Origin of the sequence: Mongoliibacter sp. (assembly GCF_007692705.1) — a bacterium.
Classification (GTDB): domain Bacteria; phylum Bacteroidota; class Bacteroidia; order Cytophagales; family Cyclobacteriaceae; genus Mongoliibacter.
Window position 1 is genome coordinate 1 of the sequence record NZ_REBN01000084.1, and the last position, 18350, is coordinate 18350.

The 18350-nt window shown below is 33.6% G+C and carries 12 protein-coding genes; 7 read left to right on the forward strand and 5 right to left on the reverse strand.

The window, feature by feature from the left end; genetic code table 11:
* The 4 genes from EA341_RS02705 to EA341_RS02720 form a co-directional block, all read left to right on the forward strand.
* Positions 1-304, forward strand: a 304-nt coding sequence (locus EA341_RS02705) for a hypothetical protein (protein WP_293011147.1), incomplete at its 5' end; no start/stop codon positions are given.
* Positions 305-340: 36 nt separating this feature from the next.
* On the forward strand, positions 341-520 hold the full coding sequence (locus EA341_RS02710; protein WP_293011148.1) for a histone H1: 180 nt from the start codon (positions 341-343) through the stop codon (positions 518-520).
* A gap of 124 nt (positions 521-644) precedes the next feature.
* Positions 645-1043, forward strand: coding sequence for a hypothetical protein (locus EA341_RS02715; RefSeq protein ID WP_293011149.1), 399 nt, complete (start codon positions 645-647; stop codon positions 1041-1043).
* A 248-nt stretch (positions 1044-1291) separates the two neighbouring features.
* Positions 1292-1705, forward strand: a complete 414-nt coding sequence (locus EA341_RS02720) for a response regulator (RefSeq protein WP_293011150.1) — start codon at positions 1292-1294, stop codon at positions 1703-1705.
* 43 nt (positions 1706-1748) lie between these two features.
* On the opposite strand, the gene EA341_RS02725 is transcribed toward EA341_RS02720, so the two are convergent.
* The 4 genes from EA341_RS02725 to EA341_RS02740 form a co-directional block, all read right to left on the reverse strand.
* Complete coding sequence (locus tag EA341_RS02725) at positions 1749-2813, reverse strand: hybrid sensor histidine kinase/response regulator (protein WP_293011151.1); 1065 nt, start codon at positions 2811-2813, stop codon at positions 1749-1751.
* Positions 2803-5766 (reverse strand): ATP-binding protein, encoded by a 2964-nt coding sequence (locus EA341_RS02730; RefSeq protein WP_293011152.1) that lies wholly within the window; start codon positions 5764-5766, stop codon positions 2803-2805. Before EA341_RS02730 ends, EA341_RS02725 begins: the two co-directional genes overlap by 11 nt.
* 279 nt (positions 5767-6045) lie before the next feature.
* The gene (locus EA341_RS02735; protein ID WP_293011153.1) at positions 6046-6954 is read right to left on the reverse strand and encodes a hypothetical protein; all 909 of its coding nucleotides are present in this window, start codon (positions 6952-6954) and stop codon (positions 6046-6048) included.
* Between the two features lie 356 nt (positions 6955-7310).
* Positions 7311-8654, reverse strand: coding sequence for a hypothetical protein (locus EA341_RS02740; RefSeq protein ID WP_293011154.1), 1344 nt, complete (start codon positions 8652-8654; stop codon positions 7311-7313).
* A 640-nt stretch (positions 8655-9294) separates the two neighbouring features.
* Between EA341_RS02740 and EA341_RS02745 the strand changes: the two genes are divergently transcribed.
* Complete coding sequence (locus EA341_RS02745) at positions 9295-11973, forward strand: tetratricopeptide repeat-containing sensor histidine kinase (protein ID WP_293011155.1); 2679 nt, start codon at positions 9295-9297, stop codon at positions 11971-11973.
* A gap of 431 nt (positions 11974-12404) precedes the next feature.
* Here the strand turns inward: EA341_RS02745 and EA341_RS02750 are convergent, their stop codons facing one another.
* Positions 12405-13103: a response regulator gene (locus tag EA341_RS02750; protein ID WP_293011156.1), complete on the reverse strand. Its 699-nt coding sequence runs from the start codon at positions 13101-13103 to the stop codon at positions 12405-12407.
* Between the two features lie 696 nt (positions 13104-13799).
* Between EA341_RS02750 and EA341_RS02755 the strand changes: the two genes are divergently transcribed.
* Positions 13800-14687, forward strand: coding sequence for an ABC transporter ATP-binding protein (locus EA341_RS02755; protein ID WP_293011157.1), 888 nt, complete (start codon positions 13800-13802; stop codon positions 14685-14687).
* 3 nt (positions 14688-14690) lie between these two features.
* Positions 14691-18347 (forward strand): M1 family aminopeptidase, encoded by a 3657-nt coding sequence (locus EA341_RS02760; RefSeq protein ID WP_293011158.1) that lies wholly within the window; start codon positions 14691-14693, stop codon positions 18345-18347.
* Positions 18348-18350: the final 3 nt, after the last annotated feature.

Sequence of the window (18350 nt, forward strand, 5' to 3'; positions counted from 1 at the left end):
ATTAATTGAAGTGGAGCATAGATACTTATTTCACAACTTTACTGTTAATTATCTAAAAGAGGAAACAGGTTTGAATGAAGAGTTTATACAGCAATACTTTTTTGAAAAGTACAATGTATCTTTTGAATTATGGCTTAGGTCTGCTAGAGTAGGCTATTTGAATCATTTATTCTGTGAATTTGGCGCCTCTTTGAGTCTAAGGGAATATGCTACGTTTACTGGTTATACAAATATTGAATCGATGTTAGCGGATTTTAAGAATGAAAAAGGTGGCGAATTCCCTCTCTTGATAAAATCAAAATAAAAAAAATATATCAATCAACTCATAACAATTAATAAAATGACAGATTTCAATAAACTAACTGAAATGGTTCAAAGTCTTAAATCAGACTATAGCAAATTCTATGATATGGATAATATGGCTGCAGGTACCAGGCTTCGAAAAGGACTGATGGATATCAAAAATTTGGTTCAAGAAATCAGAAAAGATGTTCAGATAAAGAAAAATGAAAAGAAGTAAATTGATCTTACTTGAAATACTTTGATCAATTTTTATTGCTGATTAGGTTTTCATCTATAGTAAGCTTAAACCTTTTTTGAGATCTTCATATTTTGGGATCTTATTATTAAATACTTGTGTTCTTATGAATTTTATACGGTTTTTCTCATTTTGGGTAACGCCCAAAAAAAAGATAACTCTTGCTAATAGACTTGACCATTTGATTGAAACGGAGTCAGTGTACACTTATCCGAATTTTAGTTTGGCACTTTTAGAAGAAATGGCAGGTAGTAATCAAAAACTGATCAATGAAGTGTTGAACGAATTGTACCAACAATCTTTTTTCGAACTTAAGCGCAGTAAGAGAATTAATTATCTTAAACATTTGATTATAAAAGAAGGAGAAAATAAATCTCTTAGTTATTATGTGACGTGTTGTGGTTATTCTGAAAGCGAATCAATGTTCCAGGATCTGAAGCTTGAAACAGGTCTTGATTTTGAAGATTTTTGTCGGTACAACATAAATGTATTTAATCAAAAATAAGACCCTTCAAATATGTAGGATGCTAGGTATTTATTCAAGTTTGATTTGGATATGGGTAAAAGATGAGTGGCTTTATAGGTGAAAAATGAATGCTTCATATATTAAGTAGTAATATAGTGTGTGCGATATTCATTCCTAAAAGATATATTAGAGAGACCACCGAAATGCTTGTTATCATTTTTTTCTTAGCTGTGTATAACCATTGATTCAAATATTTAAAATTTAAATATTACTTTTTTTAAATTATAATGAAAAAAATAAATAAATTTGATAAATATTATAAAAAAAATAATTTTATCAAGAAAATGAGAATATTGATAGCGGAAGACGATCAAATTATTAATTTAGTTCTATCTAACTACTTTTCTAAAAAGGGATTTAATGTTACAGTAGGATATAATGGTCAAGAGGCTTGGAATCTTTTTAATGAAAGTCCACTTACTTATGATCTTGTGATTACCGATATCATGATGCCAATCATGGATGGTATAGAGCTTGCCCAAAATATAAAGACTATCCGTCCTCATATTCCTGTGATAGCGATTACTGCAGGAAATTTAGCTGATATTGATGGATGGAAGCATTTGTTTGAACTCACATTGAACAAGCCTTTGGAACTATCTGTATTGTATCATTTTATTCTTGATAAAATAATGACTTAGCATTGTAAATAGGAAAGTGGCATTTTTGGCGCGTTTTATTTCATTATTTGGAATTAAAAAGGGAATATCTTTCAAATTTAAATTCAACTACAAAATTTAAATCATTATCGATTCTTGCTGTAATTTCAGCATCATGCATGTGGGCATAGGCTTGACTTAGAAAAAGTCCTAACCCGAGGCCCTGTTGTTCAAAATAATTTCTTTTAATCTGGGAAAAAGGTAGGATTTTCACTTCTTGAGCATTGTCGAAAAAATTTTGTCTGTTTGAAAAAATTATTTTTTGCTCTTTAAGTGTCACTTTAAAGTGTTGATCTGAAGCGAATTTTTTAGCATTATTAATTAATTCATTTAAAATAATATCAAGAAACTCAGGATCAAAATGCACAGAAAAATCATCAGCAAGAATTTCTAAATCATGACCTTTACCTGATAAGTGTAAGATCCACTTTACTTTATCATGTATGGAAATAATATCCTCCTTTTTGGGAATGATTACTGAAAGATTACCGTATCTGGCTAAATTCAATAAACTTTCATTTAAACGCCGGGATGACTCATGAGCTTTGGTCAGGAGTTCTTTGATCTGGTTAATATCAAAAGCCTCTATCGAAGATGTCAGGAGTTCTAGAATGGACATAACTCCAAATAAGGGAGTTCTTAATTCATGGTATTTGACATTTCTTTCCTCTTTTAAAACTCCATCAATTCGGTATTTAATCCACTCGTCCCTTTTATTTTTTTTATTGATAGCTGTATTTATTGCATTGATTAGGTCCTTAGATGCGACTGGTTTGGTAAGGTAATCTTCTGCTCCGAATTCCATACCTTTTCGTAAATCTTCTTTTTCTGCTTTTGCAGTTAAGAAAATAAAAGGAAGATTAATCATTTTGAGCTCATTTCTTACTTTTGATAACAGTTCAAAACCATCCATCTTCGGCATCAGAATATCTGATACGACCAAATCAAAATTATCATGAGATTCAAGTTGCTGTAAAGCGATTAAACCGTTATCTGCAACAATCACCTCGAAATCATGAATTTCGAGGATATCCTTTAAGTTTTCCTGTAATTCTTTTTCGTCTTCAACCAATAAGAGCTTAATTTTCATGAGGCAAATTAACGATAAATTCTGTTCCTTCGTTTTCAATACTTTTAAAAGAGATTTGACCATCAAGTTTTTCAACAAATTCCTTGACAATATTCAAGCCCAAGCCTGTTCCTTTGATGGTGTTGACATTTTTTGCCCTAAAAAAGGAACCAAAAATATATTTCTGATCTTCTTTCGGGATTCCAATTCCAAAGTCTTTTACTATAATTGAAAAAGTATTTGTCTGGTATTCTAATCGGATCTCCGGGCTTTTTTCGGAATTCTTGGAATATTTGATTGCATTGTCTATCAAATTATTCATGATATGTGAGAATAATGAGGTATCTATTTTCAACAATAAATCTTTTTCAGGAAGAATTAACTCCACTTTAAGTTCATTTTCGCGATAGTTATTTTCTATTAGAGATTTCAGAAAATGTTTTATTGAAATTTCCTCTTTGATAACAATGATTTTATCTTGACTGCTTTTCTCTAGAACCAGCAAATTGCTAATCACTCCAGTCAGTCTTTTTATCTGATTGTTGATTCTATCCAAATGTGTATTTGTCTTTTCTTTAAGTGCTGGATTGTCGAGTTGTTCAAGAAGCATTTCCAAGATCTCAGTGCTACTCATGATGGTGGCTAAAGGGGTTCTGAATTCGTGAGATGTCATGGAAATAAACCTGGATTTCAACTGGCTAAGTTCTTGTTCTCTGGCTAAAGATTCTTTTAACTCATCCAGTACCAACTCCCTCTCGGTTACATCTCTGGAAGTTGCCATGTAAGAATAAACTACATCATCCATATTTTTTAAAGGAGTGATCAAAGTTTCAAGAATTACCGGAGCTTTTGTTATTTTATGGTGATGAACCATAACAGTTATTGTATTGCCAGTAGATTGGGCCAGGGAGTCCTTTAACTGTTTAACTTTAAACAACTCAGCCGGTGTCTTGCCAATACAATCTTCTGGTATAAAACCCAGCACTTTTTCTATGGAGGGTGAAACATATTCGAATCTTAGATCCAACCCATGCAAAGCAATGATATCACCTGTGTTTTGAGAAAGTAATTTGTATTTTTCATCAGCCTGTATTCTGAGTTTATCGGCCTCTTTCTTTTGTCTTTGAATCCGAATTGATTTAATCAAATTTGCATATCCGGAAATCAACGGACGCAATAGATTTAAGTCTGCCTCTGTGTAATCCGTTTCTTTATTTGCAAATCCCATCAAACCCAAAAATTCTTCCCCTTTATAAACTGGAACTCCCATATATTTATTGAGGGGAGGATGTCCGTGGGGCGTTCCTGTTGCTCTAGTATCTTTTTGTGGCTCATTGGAAATAACCAGCTTCCCTGTTTTTAAGGATTCCCCAAACAAGGTATTGAGATTTCTAAATTCAATGCCAACCCGAAAATTATTTTGATAGAATTTTTCAGTTTCTTCAGACCATGAGATATTGGTAATGGTATGTGTTTTTAGATAAGGTGAATCGTTTTCATCATATAATACTTCTCCAATAAAGCCAAATTTACTTCCTGTTATTCCTAGTATTTTAATTAGAAGGGTGTCTAATGGTGACCTAAAATCATCTTCAAGATTATAGCTTAATTGCGTATCATTCACAGCCTGTAAAAGGTCGTTGAGCTTTTGAAGAGAGTCTTCGCTGCTTTTTAACTTAAGTTCTTTGGTTTTAAGTTCGGTGACGTCGGTATATCTTCCGTGGATTTTAATGAATTTTCCATCCTTATTTTTAACCGCCCATGCTTTATTCTGAACCCAAATTATTTTACCAACTTCATTTTTGATTCTGTACACAGCATCGAATACTCCTATTTGAAATAGCTTTTTGAGCTCATTGTCCACTAATTCTTTATCTTCAGGATGAATTATTTGGAGCCAATAATCTTTAATCTCCACATATTTTTTCTTCTCAATACCAAAAAGTTCCAAGTTGTCTGATACAAATAATACGTTTTTTAAATCACCGGAAAATGTATATAAGATATCTTTAACAGAATTAATTATGGCGTTTTTTTCAGCTACGCTTTCTTCAAGCTTCGCTAACACTTCTTTTTCCCTTGTGATGTTGATAATTGATCCTGTGATTCCCTCAAAAATTTCAGTAGAACGGGTGTTTTGTGATTTTGCTTGGACTTTTACCCAAGAAGCATCGGCAAATGCATCAAGTAATTCGGCTTCAAATATCACCTCGTGTTCCAGACCTTTAGAAAGCCTTTCAAGTTGAGATGTTATTTTATTTCTATAAGGCTTTTTGAATGTTGACTCGAAAGACTTCCCAAGTGTTTCACTGACCTGATTTTTGGTGAATCTTTCCCATTGTTGATTTATGAATGTCAATCTATGATTTATGTCCAATCTAAAAATCACCTCGTGGACATTATTGATGAGGTATGAATAACTTTCCTTGGCTTCAAAAATACTTTTCTTCTGTTTATTGGCTAAAATGGTGTATCCCAAGGTGGATGCGAAAGCATGCAAAGCAGCTGCCTGTTCATCTGAATAAATTTCTTTTGAGGAACAGTTGTCAAAACCCATAAACCCCCAAAACACATTATCTACCATGATGGGAATAAAGAGGAAAGACAAAATTCCCTGAGCTGTCATCGTATCATAAAATTCCTTGCCATTGGATTCCTCATTGAGAACTTCGTTGATTATGGTATTGTTTCCTAATCTTTCAGCTACAATTGGGAATACTGACCAGGGTACATTTTGAAGTTCCTCAAAATCTATTTGTGGACTTACCCCATCTGCTACCCATTCGAATTTTTGTGAGAAATGAATTTCTTGCCCATTTCCTAAAAAGTTTTGGAAAATATATACACGATCTACTTGTGTTGCCTTTCCAAGCACAGACAATATAGAAGGAATTGCTTCCTTGATTTTTTTCTTACTTTGCAAAATAAAGTATGATTCTCCGATTGCTTTTAGAATTGCTTCGCTGTTTGCCATATAATTCCAATAAATTTAACACTTTAATGCCGTTTGCATTCAAAAACTTAAAATCTTCTTTTCCTACAATCGCCTACTGAATTAAAGAATATACGGAGTTTACTTAAAATCAAAAATTAATGATAAGCTTATTTCTTAAACCATGAGATGGTAATTGATTTAAATATACCCTTAAGGTTTTTATAGCGAAACCATTTTAAAGTTTTGTTATAATGATATCCAATCAACTTGCTTATTACACAATTTCGAAAGTTATCTTTTTTAGGGTATTCAAATTCATTAACTTAATTCAAGTTCATGGTCTAAGGTTTTGGATAAGAAGGATTGATTCTCCTGGACCGCAATTCCAATTAAATTTCCGGATTTTTTACTGCTAATTTCCAGTGGCGGTGTTAAAAGTTGATCTGCTACTTTTTGTTCATAATTATCATTAAGGATAACTGTCGGATGATAAGATTTTATATGTTCGAGAATAGAATCTCTGTAATTATTATGTATGTCATGTTCAAAACAAATATGAATAGGTGGAGTCTGCTTGAATTTTGAAATTAAGGATGATATTTTTCTCTGATTTATCATTTTTATATAGGATGCAAGGTAGTCGGAACTTTCTATCTCTTTTCTCTTCTTGAGGGATTTTGTGCCGGAGATAGTAAAAGAATCTTCATGAAATTTTTGATATCCTTTTGATACAGCATATGCCAAATTTTCTTTAGGTTGAGTTTTCTCAAAAGCTACTCCTTCAAAGTTACTTTTACTGAATTTGAGCAATATAAGATCACCTTGATTGAATTCACGGGAAATAGAATACGCCATTACATAAATGGAAGGGAAAAACTTCATTTTATCTAAAATAAAATGATTCTCTATTTTTTCATATTTATTGATGGATTTTATATTTTTAACATTCTTAATCAGCTGATATCCTCTTAGGTTTTGATAATAATCTTGTAACTGCAAACCTAAATTGATATTATAATGACCGTCTTTGAGATTCAAGAAGGAAAGTCCTGCATAAAGAATTTTTGAAAAATCAAATGGTAAAGCAATGACGTTTTCCATAGGTAGTTGACTTCCGACTACCATTAGGCAGTTTGAAAGTTCAATAACTGCAACACCATTTGTCTGAATTTGCTCCAAGTTTATATCTTTTGAAACATATTGAATATTATGGCTTAAAAGAGGCATATTTGATGATTTTATTTCAAATGAAAAACTTTACTTAAGCTAACTCCGCAAATCAGAATTGACATCAGATTTATACAAAAATGTATATCAATGGTTATTCATGTTTTTTTTTATGATTATCCTGAATTATGCCAGTAGTCCAACTTTCTATACCTTTAGGGATGTAAGACTGATGACGGAAGCCTGTCTGCCGGCAAAGGCAGGAATGAATTTTGCTTGAATTGACCATTTACACATAATTTTAGTCTTTTAATTCTTTTGCTGGCAAAGAAACGGATATACATATTTTCTTTTCAAGTAAATCGGATTGTAAAAGAGATGTAGGGTATTACTTTTTAATCTAATAGAGAATGAAATTATATACTAATGTCAGGCTCTAAATTAAATCCCTGATAAACTTCATGCATCAAAATTCTCACCAAAGAACTATATTGATTTAGTTTTGAAAGATCCATTGAGTTATTTCTTTCAACAAAACCAAAGAACGAAACAGCTATAAGTTTTTCTTTCTTGATGGTAGGAATGATAATCATACTGTTTATTTTAGCTTTGCTGAAATAAGATTTTATACCATTATTTTTAAAGGATTCTGCATGTAAAATTTTTGGATACTTGATCTTTAAATCCAGTAAGAAGTGGTTGACCAAGGCACTAAATGGTTCACTCATTTCTGTCATCTGCTTACTATTTTCATCTGCGCAGAATTCTGAAATGATATCAAACCCGTAATTTCTAGGTATGTAATTTTGGGAAATATCTGAATCGATTACTTTGTTGATACAAACCATTCCTTTATTCAGAACGTCAATGGGGTCTAAATCACTATTATAAAGGTTGAGAATCGATTCTATTGCTTCTGTTATGTAACTGTTTTCTAAAGACTTTTTTTCTAATTTGGAAGTGTAGGAATATTCTTCAAAAGATATAGATATCAAAGTTTCTTTTTCATTACTACGTATTTCAGAAATTGTTACTTCATATGGAATATCCATGTTTATTTTAATTTTTGTTAAAGCGCTTTTACCTTCCTGAATTCCCCTCAATGCATTATAAAGGATCAAACGATTTTCCATCGACATAACAAGATCATTAAAATTCAATTTTCTTTTTCTTTCTTTTATTACAAACTTTTCAAAGAACAATTTATTTGAATGAACAATATTTCCATATAGATCTATAATGGCAATAGGTTTGCTTGAATAATCAAAATAATTCTTTTTAAACCAGGTATTAGTGGCCATTTCCAGTTTCAATTGAGCCAATTCTTTTTCAAAGTGTTTTTTTTCATTTGTTGGTATAATTTCATGAATGATATAATACTTTCCTTTGTCCCCATTAAAAAATAAAGAATTTATTACAGAAAATCCATTCTGGAAACTCTGCCCTTTATAGGTAAAGTCAAGTTGGTTAAATAATAGCTTTTCTTGTAGATTAAAATCTTCTTTTTTATTTCTTAAAACATTTTCAAAGCTTAAGTTAATATCATTGAGAGTCAGGTATTTGATAACTCCTCTAAGAATCAATTGTCTTAAACTTTTTTTCTTCCAATACAGATAATTGACATTACACTGTTTGGCTATGAACTTTTTGTAACCTTCTGAGACAATTTCCAATTTGAACTTGTTTTTATCGTATAAAAACACAGCTATGATCCCGGAGTGATTCAAAAGCAAATTTTCTTTATCTTTTAATCGAAGCATATCATGATAGATTTCCTTAAAATCTAGTCAAAAATTGCATTATGTGATGTTTGTTTGTTTGTTTTTGTTAATTAAATGCGATTGGTATTAGAGCTTTTTGTTGGCAGTAGCATTGCGTAGAAGTCATTTTATTTACACTTTTTTGCAGAAAAATTATTATTTCGATTATTGGTATAGTTGTCCACATTTTTTTTGGAGATTGAAAAGTGAGTTTCAGATTTCAGTTGTGAAAACTTATCAATTAGTAGTGTTAAAAAATCAAATAGAATTAATCTTCTAATTGATTTTTTTTCACTGGAATGTGATAGTGCTCCGATCAATGATTGACTCCATAGCAACCAAATTCAATAAATGAAAATTAAATTGTAGCATAATGGGAATATAGCCGTACCTAGTGAAATTATAGATACAGATGTCTGCTTTTAAGCAATTTTCAAGTACATGCTTCATGAACTTATTCAAATTGATTAGATATTCTTATTTGTAGATACTCTTGTAGAAGAGCATGCTCAAAAAGCTTATGATTTCACATAAAATCATACACGGTAAGTGTAAAGAATATGCAGTATTCACTTGGGTTTTTATATAAGAAAAGCAAGCTAAGATTTCTATATGAAGTGTGGTTGTCGAACCGTGCTACTTGAAACTACTAATTACTAAATCCGAAATGGTAAATACTGGGAGAGATATATTTGTTTTATTTAAAGTTACGATTTCCATAGTCCTCTATTTTTTACTTTATCAATCTGTATATGGAGTAGAACAAGTCAAAAATCCTCAACAACTAACACTGGGAAAAATAGACAGACTTAATGAATTAAGCAGAAATAATGTCTATGTTGACAATTTAAGAGCTCTTAAATTAGCCAATGAAGCATTGGAACTCTCTTTGGTGCATGAATATTTAGATGGCCAGGCATTTGCATTTAGAAATATGTCTGCGGTATATTCAAGCCAGTTTTCTTTTGTGGAATCCATAGAATATATAAAAAAGGCTTTGGATATATTTGAAGCTTCTGGAAATTTGGATGGAATAGCTAATTGTAATATTTCACTAGGACATACATTTGGGAGATTAGGATTGGATTCTGTTGCATTCGAATATCATAAATTGGCCTATGATTATTTTGAGAAACAAGAAAATCGGGAAAGGAAAGCTGTAACTTCACACAATCTTGGTCAAGTCTTATTTTTATTGAAAAAGAATGACGAAGCCATAAAGCACTTTTTTCAGAGTCTAGAGGTAAGCGAAGAGATAGGGGATTACCAGCTTACATCTTCCAGTTTAAGTTATTTGGGTGAAATCGCATTTCAATCGCAGGATTATTCATCAGCTGAAAATTATTTCAAGCAATCCAAAGAATTATTTTCTAAACTAAGTTCTGAATCTCAAAAATATGCTACACTAAGCGCCTTTTACCATTTGGGTATGATTGATAAGGTGAATGGTGACTTATCGGGTATGTTATCCAACCTTTTAATAGCAGATGAGATCATATCAGAAAATAAACTTTATTATTTTTTTGAAGAAGTTTACGAAGAATTAATTTCCTTCTACAAGGAAAGTGGGGATTTGGCAAAAGAAGAATATTATGTTTCTAAATACAATGGGATTTTAAAAAATTACAGTAAAAAAAATATTAATGACAAGAGTAAGATGTTCCTTGATTTAATAAAGGCAAGAGAACTTGAAAAAATTTATGCAGATAATATCAAAGCCAATGAAGTAAAAAATAAACTAATTGAAGCCAATGGTAAGGTCATCAGTATTCTTGTGATAACCATGATGATTTTAACTGTTTTCATTACGATCATTATCATTCAATACTTCAAAAATAAAAGAAATTTGGAATCTATCAAGTTTATTTATGACAACGCTGGTATTGCCCTTGTCTTGTTGGATGATCAGGGGGGAGTAGTTAAGTGGAATAAGTTTTCGGACGAATTATTCGATGAACCGTCCGAAAAAGTCCTTGGTAAAAACTTTTTCAGAGAATTTGTCAGCAAAGGAAATGAAGCAAGTTTGATGGACCTTGAAAGGGAAGGTTTTAAGGAATTCACTATTTTTACTAAAGATCATCTAAATAAAGAAGTTAGTCTAAGTTGCTCTCATTCATATATCAATTCTAAATCCTTCTATATCCTCTTTATATTGGATTGGACAGAATTTAAGAGAGTCCAAAGAGCGAATGATTTTTACAGAACTATCTTAGAAAGAAGCAATAATATTGCGAAAATAGGTACTTGGGAAGTGACTTATTCCAATGGACTTGAGGAAAAAATGCCTAAAATTTCTCAAAAGGTGTTGGATATTTTGGAAATAGGTGAATTTAACTCCAAGCAATTGAATGATATACACTGGGAAATATTTTTCAAAAGTAGGGATTCAATAAAAAGATTGATTGCGGCGTTTCAATACGCCATTAACCATAATAAGTCATTTGACCTGGAATTAGAAATGAGTACTTTTTTAGGCAAAGAAATCGATATGAGATTGATAGGCAATGTAGAATTTTTAGGAAAGGACCAGTACAAGTTCTATGGGACGATGCAAGACATTACCGAAATCAAAAATGGGATTAAATTAATTGAAGATAATCTGAAGCGTGAGCAAGAGCTTAATAAACTCAAATCCAGATTTATTTCAATGGCCTCTCATGAGTTTAGAGTTCCTCTTTCTATTATCAATTCGAGTGTTGAATTAATCCAAATGAAAATGCTGAAGCTGGGGATACTGGCAGAAGAGTCAACTTATAAGCACACGTCAAGTATCATTAATCAGGTTATGAGGCTAGATCATACATTAGATGGGATACTTTTACTCGAAAAGACAACTCATGGAAAGATGGCAACAACTTTTGAAAAAGTTGATTTAAAGAAATTAATTGATGAGATAATTGATTCTGTCGGTATTGATGGAGACTTAAGAGTTCCCAAACTTAATTTAGAAGATAAAGCAAGGTTTATTGTTTCGGATGAGCGCCTTTTACATCATGTTTTTCAAAATATTGTCTCTAATTCACTTAAATATTCCAAAGGTCAAAAGGAACCTGAAATATATGTCAGGAAAGCAGATGATCAGATTATTGTCGAAATTATAGATTATGGAATAGGTATCCCAGATTCAGATAAATCGAATCTATTTGAATCGTTTTACAGAGCTTCGAATTCAATAGGGGTAAAAGGTACAGGTCTAGGTTTAAGTATAGTCAAAGAATTTACTGAACTGATAGGTGCTTCCGTTAGTATAGAATCTAAAGAAGGAGAGGGTACTAAAGTTTTTGTGATTCTACCGGATTTCGATAAAACAATAAACTGAAAAGATATTCTTGATGGTAGTAGCAGTTAAATCCATGATTGCTTTTATCATTAATACGAAAAGTCCATAAACTTTAAAACCTTTTCTAAGTTCATTGATTTTTTTGTGAATAGGTATAAAAAGGGTGAGTAGTAACGGTATTAAATTTTTTAAATGTCCAAAAAATTCTGATTGGATCTTCCAAAAAAGTGCTCTTTATTCCATTAATACTTTTTATTTACAATTTTATGAAATTGATTGAGAATTGAAAATAAAGTAATTTACTTTAAGCCTTTGAGTAGTCTAATTGTCACACCATCTCGGAGTTTATGAATGAATAGGGAGTTCGGGATCTGATCTCCCTTTTTTTTGCAATACCTTGAAAATCTTTGAGATTATATAAGCGTTAAAAGTTTTACTAATTAGAAAAATAGTAGTAAGGTTTTTTAATCCTATATATTCATTAGTTGTTTTAAAGGCTTGTAGAGTCCTCTTCTTATTGGAAGTACATGATCATCGATACAAATCTCTTTTGAATTTATGGACTGAATTTTATCAATATTTACTAAAAATGACTTATGTACTCTGATAAATTTATCTTCACTTAATTTCTCACCTATATCTTTTAGGATATCCCTAACCATGTATTTCTTTGACTTGGTAATTACTTTGGTATACAAACCATCAGCCTGTAAAAACATGATTTCTTCTTCTGGTACGGGAACTATAAAGCCTTTTTCCCGGATGTTGACCGTGCGTCTTTTTTTATTTTTATTAGATTTGAATTCTTCCAGTGCCAAATAAACTGTAGAAATAAGCCTCTCCTTGTTAAATGGTTTTAAGATATAGCCATCGTATAATACTTTGGCTATACGTTCCAATATATTTTGGTCTGAATAAGCTGTTATAAAGACGATGGGGATATTATGTTTGTCCCGAATGTAGTATGTGAGGTCAATTCCATCTTTATCACCCTGAATAAGTATGTCCATTAATATTAAATCAGGGAGATCATTTGAATATAAATATGAAATAACATCATCTGCATTTTGAAAAATTCCAACAACTTCATAATCAGAAAATTCCAATATATCTCTGATATTCAGAGCCAATTCATATTCGTCTTCTACTAACAAGACTTTTACTTTCATGTTGAGTTTTATAAGTTAATTAATTGACTTGATTTTATTTCTAGCAATTAATCTTGAATTTTTCTGGGCTTCAATAACTAAAAAAAACAATTTGTTTCTTAAAGTCCTAATTATAATTCAAGATTTATTCTTATAAAATTTCAATCTAAAGAAGGGATTGTAATTGTTTGAGTTAACACTTTTTATTTCTTCTAACCTTTTGCATAATGAATTTTTATAAACAGTTCATTTACAAGTTAATGTAATTATAATAATAGGAGCTCTTTTTTTTAATAAATTACAAATGAACACATCAATTTTAATGTTTGGAGTTTAAGAACAATTTAAGGAGACAAGTTTCTTGTCTCCTTATTTTTTATTCTATTATGTTTTGATAAAATGCCAAGAGAAAAGAAAATTGCACTCAGGTATTATCAAGGTCAGTCCAAAGCCTGTTTTTAGCAATAGGAATATAAATTGAAACAGAATCCCTATCATTTCAGGACTATCCATTTAAACATTTGAATTGATGTTCTTTCTCTTTTGGAATCACTTTAAGTCCGAAATAGTACAATAATTTAAAATGTTCGTTTTTGGATCAATTAACAAAATTTATTATTGTAAAATGAAATTAATCGGGTAATTGATGAATGTTTGAGTATTTATACATTATTTTTAAAATCTTAATTATTTAATATCCACCACAAACTATGCATTATGGAACTTTTAATCCAAAACCTTTCAAAGACCTATTCCAATGGAGTTAAGGCCTTGAACGACATTTCATTAACCATACCTCAAGGAATGTTTGGCCTATTGGGTCCAAATGGCGCAGGAAAATCCACTTTGATGCGCACCATAGCAACGCTACAGGATGCTGATACAGGCAATATATTCTTAGATGGCCTGGACGTTTTGAAAGATAAGCAACAGCTACGGGAAAAACTCGGTTATTTGCCCCAAGACTTTGGTTTGTATCCAAGAATAAGTGCAGAAGTGATGCTTGACCATATTGCCCAAATGAAAGGGGTAATTCACAGGTCAGAAAGAAAAGACCTGGTTGCTTCTTTATTGCAGAAAGTCAATCTTTTTAAAGACCGAAAAAAGGCTTTGGGTACTTTTTCAGGTGGAATGCGCCAACGTTTTGGAATTGCCCAGGCATTGGCAGGCAATCCGTCTCTTATCATTGTGGATGAACCTACAGCCGGACTTGACCCTTCAGAAAGAAACAGATTTTACAATTTGCTCAGTGAACTGGGTGAAAATACCATTGTTATTTTATCCACGCACATTGTGGAGGATGTAAGCACACTCTGCTCAAACATGGCCATTATCTGCCAGGGAGAACTGTTGATGCAGGGTAAACCGTCCGATGGAGTCATGGATCTGGAGGGTATGATTTATCAGAAAAGTATAGATAAGTCTGCATTGGATGAGTACAGAGGCCAGTATAACCTTATTTCTACTCAATTGAAAGAAGGTAAACTTAACCTGCGCATTATCAGTGAAGTCTCACCGCTAAATGATTTTGAAGGGGTTCCGGCTAACCTTGAAGACGTGTATTTCAGTCACATTGCTCAAAAAATGGACCCTATAACTTTGTAAGCCATGCGGGATTTTTGGAGTGTATTCAAGTTTGAAATTAGGTACAGGCTGTCAAGGCCAGCTACCTATGCTTATTTCGGGGCATTGTTTGCAGTAGCTTTTGTGCTATTGGGTGGTGGCTTTACGCCAGCTGCAGAGACGGTATTTCATAATTCGCCCTATGTGATAGCTCAGTTACAGGTGACAATTTCCCTTTTTGGTGTATTGCTCGCTTCTGCCATCATGGGAGTTCCAATTTACAGAGACCTCGAACATAAGACAGGTACCTTTATGTTCAGCTATCCATTAAGTAAGTTCGGCTATTTCATGGGCAGGTTTTGGGGTTCATTTGTGGTTTTGCTGGGAATCACAGCAGGAGTGATGCTTGGGATATTTATTGGAAGTATAATCGGAGGTGCAACAGGCTGGACAGATGCAGAGCGCTATGGTCCGCATGTGCTTATGAATTATCTTCATCCCTGGCTGACTATGGTGCTGCCTAATATGTGGATTGCGGGCACTTTGTTTTTTGCCCTGATTATTTTCACCAGAAATATCAAATCCATATACTCTGGAGGCATTATTTTATTTATAGCATACTTGCTTTCTAACTTTCTGGCTCAGGATATAGAAAACAAAAACCTGGTTCAGTTGCTGGACCCTTTTGCGCTCAATGCCTTCAATTATGAAACACGTTATCTAACACCTTTCGAACAAAATTCCTTTATCGCTCCTCTGCAGGGAAACCTACTATGGAACAGGATCATTTGGTCCTTGGCGGGGTTGTGCTTTTTCTTAGCTGCTTATTGGCGCTTTTCCTTTAGCTATTTCTTTCAGGAGCGAATGAAGCCCACCAAAAAGTCAGGAGCAGATGAAAAAGCACCTGTAGGTCCGGTTGGAAAGGTCCAAACCCTTTTTTCAGGTACATATCAATGGATGAGCTTGGTGGCCTTGACCAAAATCGAGGTTAATAATGTGGTAAAGGATGTGTATTTTAGATCCATCCTCCTGGGTGGCCTTGTGTTTTTGGTAATTGATTTTTGGATAGGTTCTACGATTTACTCCGTATCCAACTTTCCCGTCACCAGCTTTTTGATGGAGTTCAAAGGTTTTGATTATAATCTCTTTGTCTTTATCATCATAGTATTCTTTACCGGTGAATCTATCCATAGAAATCAAGCTTCAGGATATGCTGTGATCAGCGATACCTTTCCAGTAAAGGACAGTGTCCTGCTTTCATCCAAATTTTTTGCGATGGCAGTAGTAACCTTTATTTTAGCTTTTATCCCCATTCCTGTGGGTATATTGGTTCAGACATTGAAAGGATATTTCAATTATGAACTCCCGGTTTATCTGGTAGACAGTTTTTTGATTACTTATCCAGACTACCTGCAAATGGTGATGTTGGTATTTGCTGTCCATATGCTGTTCAACAACAAATTTGCCGGTCATGCAGCGAGTATAGCGATTTGGGTAGTACTGGGTGTGGTGATGGATTTGGCTGATGTCAATTTCAATCTTTTCCTTTATTCATTCAAGCCATCATATCTTTGGTCTGACATGAATGGCTTAGGCCATTTTTCCAGTTCATTGCTTTGGTTTAATATTTATTGGACTGCCATCGGTCTTTTCCTGGTCTTGTTTTTCAGCATCTTCTTTATCAGAGGAACAGATGTGAGCTTTTCCAGTAGGTGGAATACCGCTAAAAAGCGTTTGAAGTCTCCTGCTGTTGGTCTCTCTCTGGTTTTTCTATTAATAGGTCTGGGATCCGGCGCATATATTTTCCAATCGGTTGTCTATAAAAATGGCTATCAGACGGTGAAGGAAGGTCAGAAAAACAGAGCCGAATACGAGAAACAACTCAAGCATTATGAGCGTCTTCCTCAACCTAAAGTAGTATCAGTGCTTTTGAAAGCAGATCTGATTCCAGAGGAAAGGAACGCCCATTTCAACCTGCTGTTGACTATAGTCAATAAGACGGACAGTCCTATTGACTCCTTACATATGAATTCAAATGAATTGACTGAATTTGAAGTCAGTATGAATGGTCAAGCCCTTACTTACCGTTTTCCTTTAAAATATGAAAGAAGGAAATTTGATGTCTTGAATAAATACAGTCAAAAAGAATGGTATAAGATACTGGCCCTTCCTCAAAGGATGGAACCTGGAGATACTTTACAGCTGGAGGTTACCGCAAGTTTAATCAATAAGGGATTCCCAAATTCCGGATATGGAAGAGACTTGGTTTACAATGGCACCTTTACCTCATCTTTTTTGCCAAGTTTCGGGTATAACCAGTCAATAGAATTGACTTCAGATGAAATCCGGAAAAAGCATGGGCTTGAAAAGAAGGATACGGACCTGCCACCTCATGATGATCCCTTTGGATTGACCAATCTCCTTTTTTCTCAAGATGCTGATTTTGTAAACTTCGAGGCAATTGTGAGTACACACCCTGATCAGATTGCGGTGGTGCCAGGCTACTTACAAAGGGAATGGGAAGAAAATGGAAGAAGGTATTTCCACTACATACAAGACACCCCTATACAGTACTTTTTCTCCATTGTCTCGGCAGATTTTGATGTGTTATTGGATGAAGCCGTTCTTCCGGATGGTCAAAAGGTTGCTATCGAAATTTACCATCATCCTGGACATAAATATAACCTGGACAGATTTCTGGCAGCTTACAAAGATGGCTTGGTCTATTTTTCGGAAAAATACAGTCCTTTTCAATTTAGGCAAATGAGGATTTTGGAATTTCCAAGGTATGCCGGTTTTGCCCAGTCTTTCCCCAACACGGTACCTTTTTCCGAAAGTTTTGGTTGGGTAGCAGACTTCAGTGATCCGAATGACTTTGACTATGTTTATTTTGTAACAGCCCATGAACTGGCACACCAATGGTGGGGCCATCAGGTGCCGCCAAACTACACAAGAGGATCTAACTTGATTTCTGAAGCTTTGGCCGAGTATTCTGCCTTGATTTTGACAGAAAATGCCTATGGAAGTGATAATATGAAGCGTTTTCTCAAACAGGAACTGGACAGTTACCTGGCCGGGAGATCCAATGAAAGTAAAAAGGAAAATGTGTTTATCAATGCGGATAGAGGGTATATCTGGTATCAAAAAGGTGCCTTGGTCCTATATGCATTGAGAGATTATATAGGGGATGATGCTATGGACGCTGCTTTACGGGAGTTTGTGGATGAATTTGGTTTGAAGGAAACACCTCCTTTTGCAGGAAGTTCTGACCTGCTTAGACATCTTACCAACCATACCCCTGATTCCATGCATTATTTTCTCGACGACACCTGGAATAAAATCACCCTGTATGAAAATAAGGCCAAGGAAGCCAAAGCCGAGAAACAGGGAGAAGATGAATACCTGGTGACATTGACCATAAGTTCTCAAAAAGTTCATGCAGATAGTTTGGGGAGGGAAACTCCCGCACAATATCAAGGGGATTACATAGATATTGGAATTTTTGCCAAAGAGGATAAGGATGAGAATGGCAGAAACAGAACCAATCCGCTATATCTACAAAAGCACAAAATTGCCCCTGGTGAAACTACGTTGCAAATCAAAGTAAAGGGAGAAGCTCCGGTAAAGGCAGGAATAGATCCATATAATAAGCTGATTGATAGAATCCCTGAAGACAATGTGGTGAATGTGAGTATGGATTAGGTG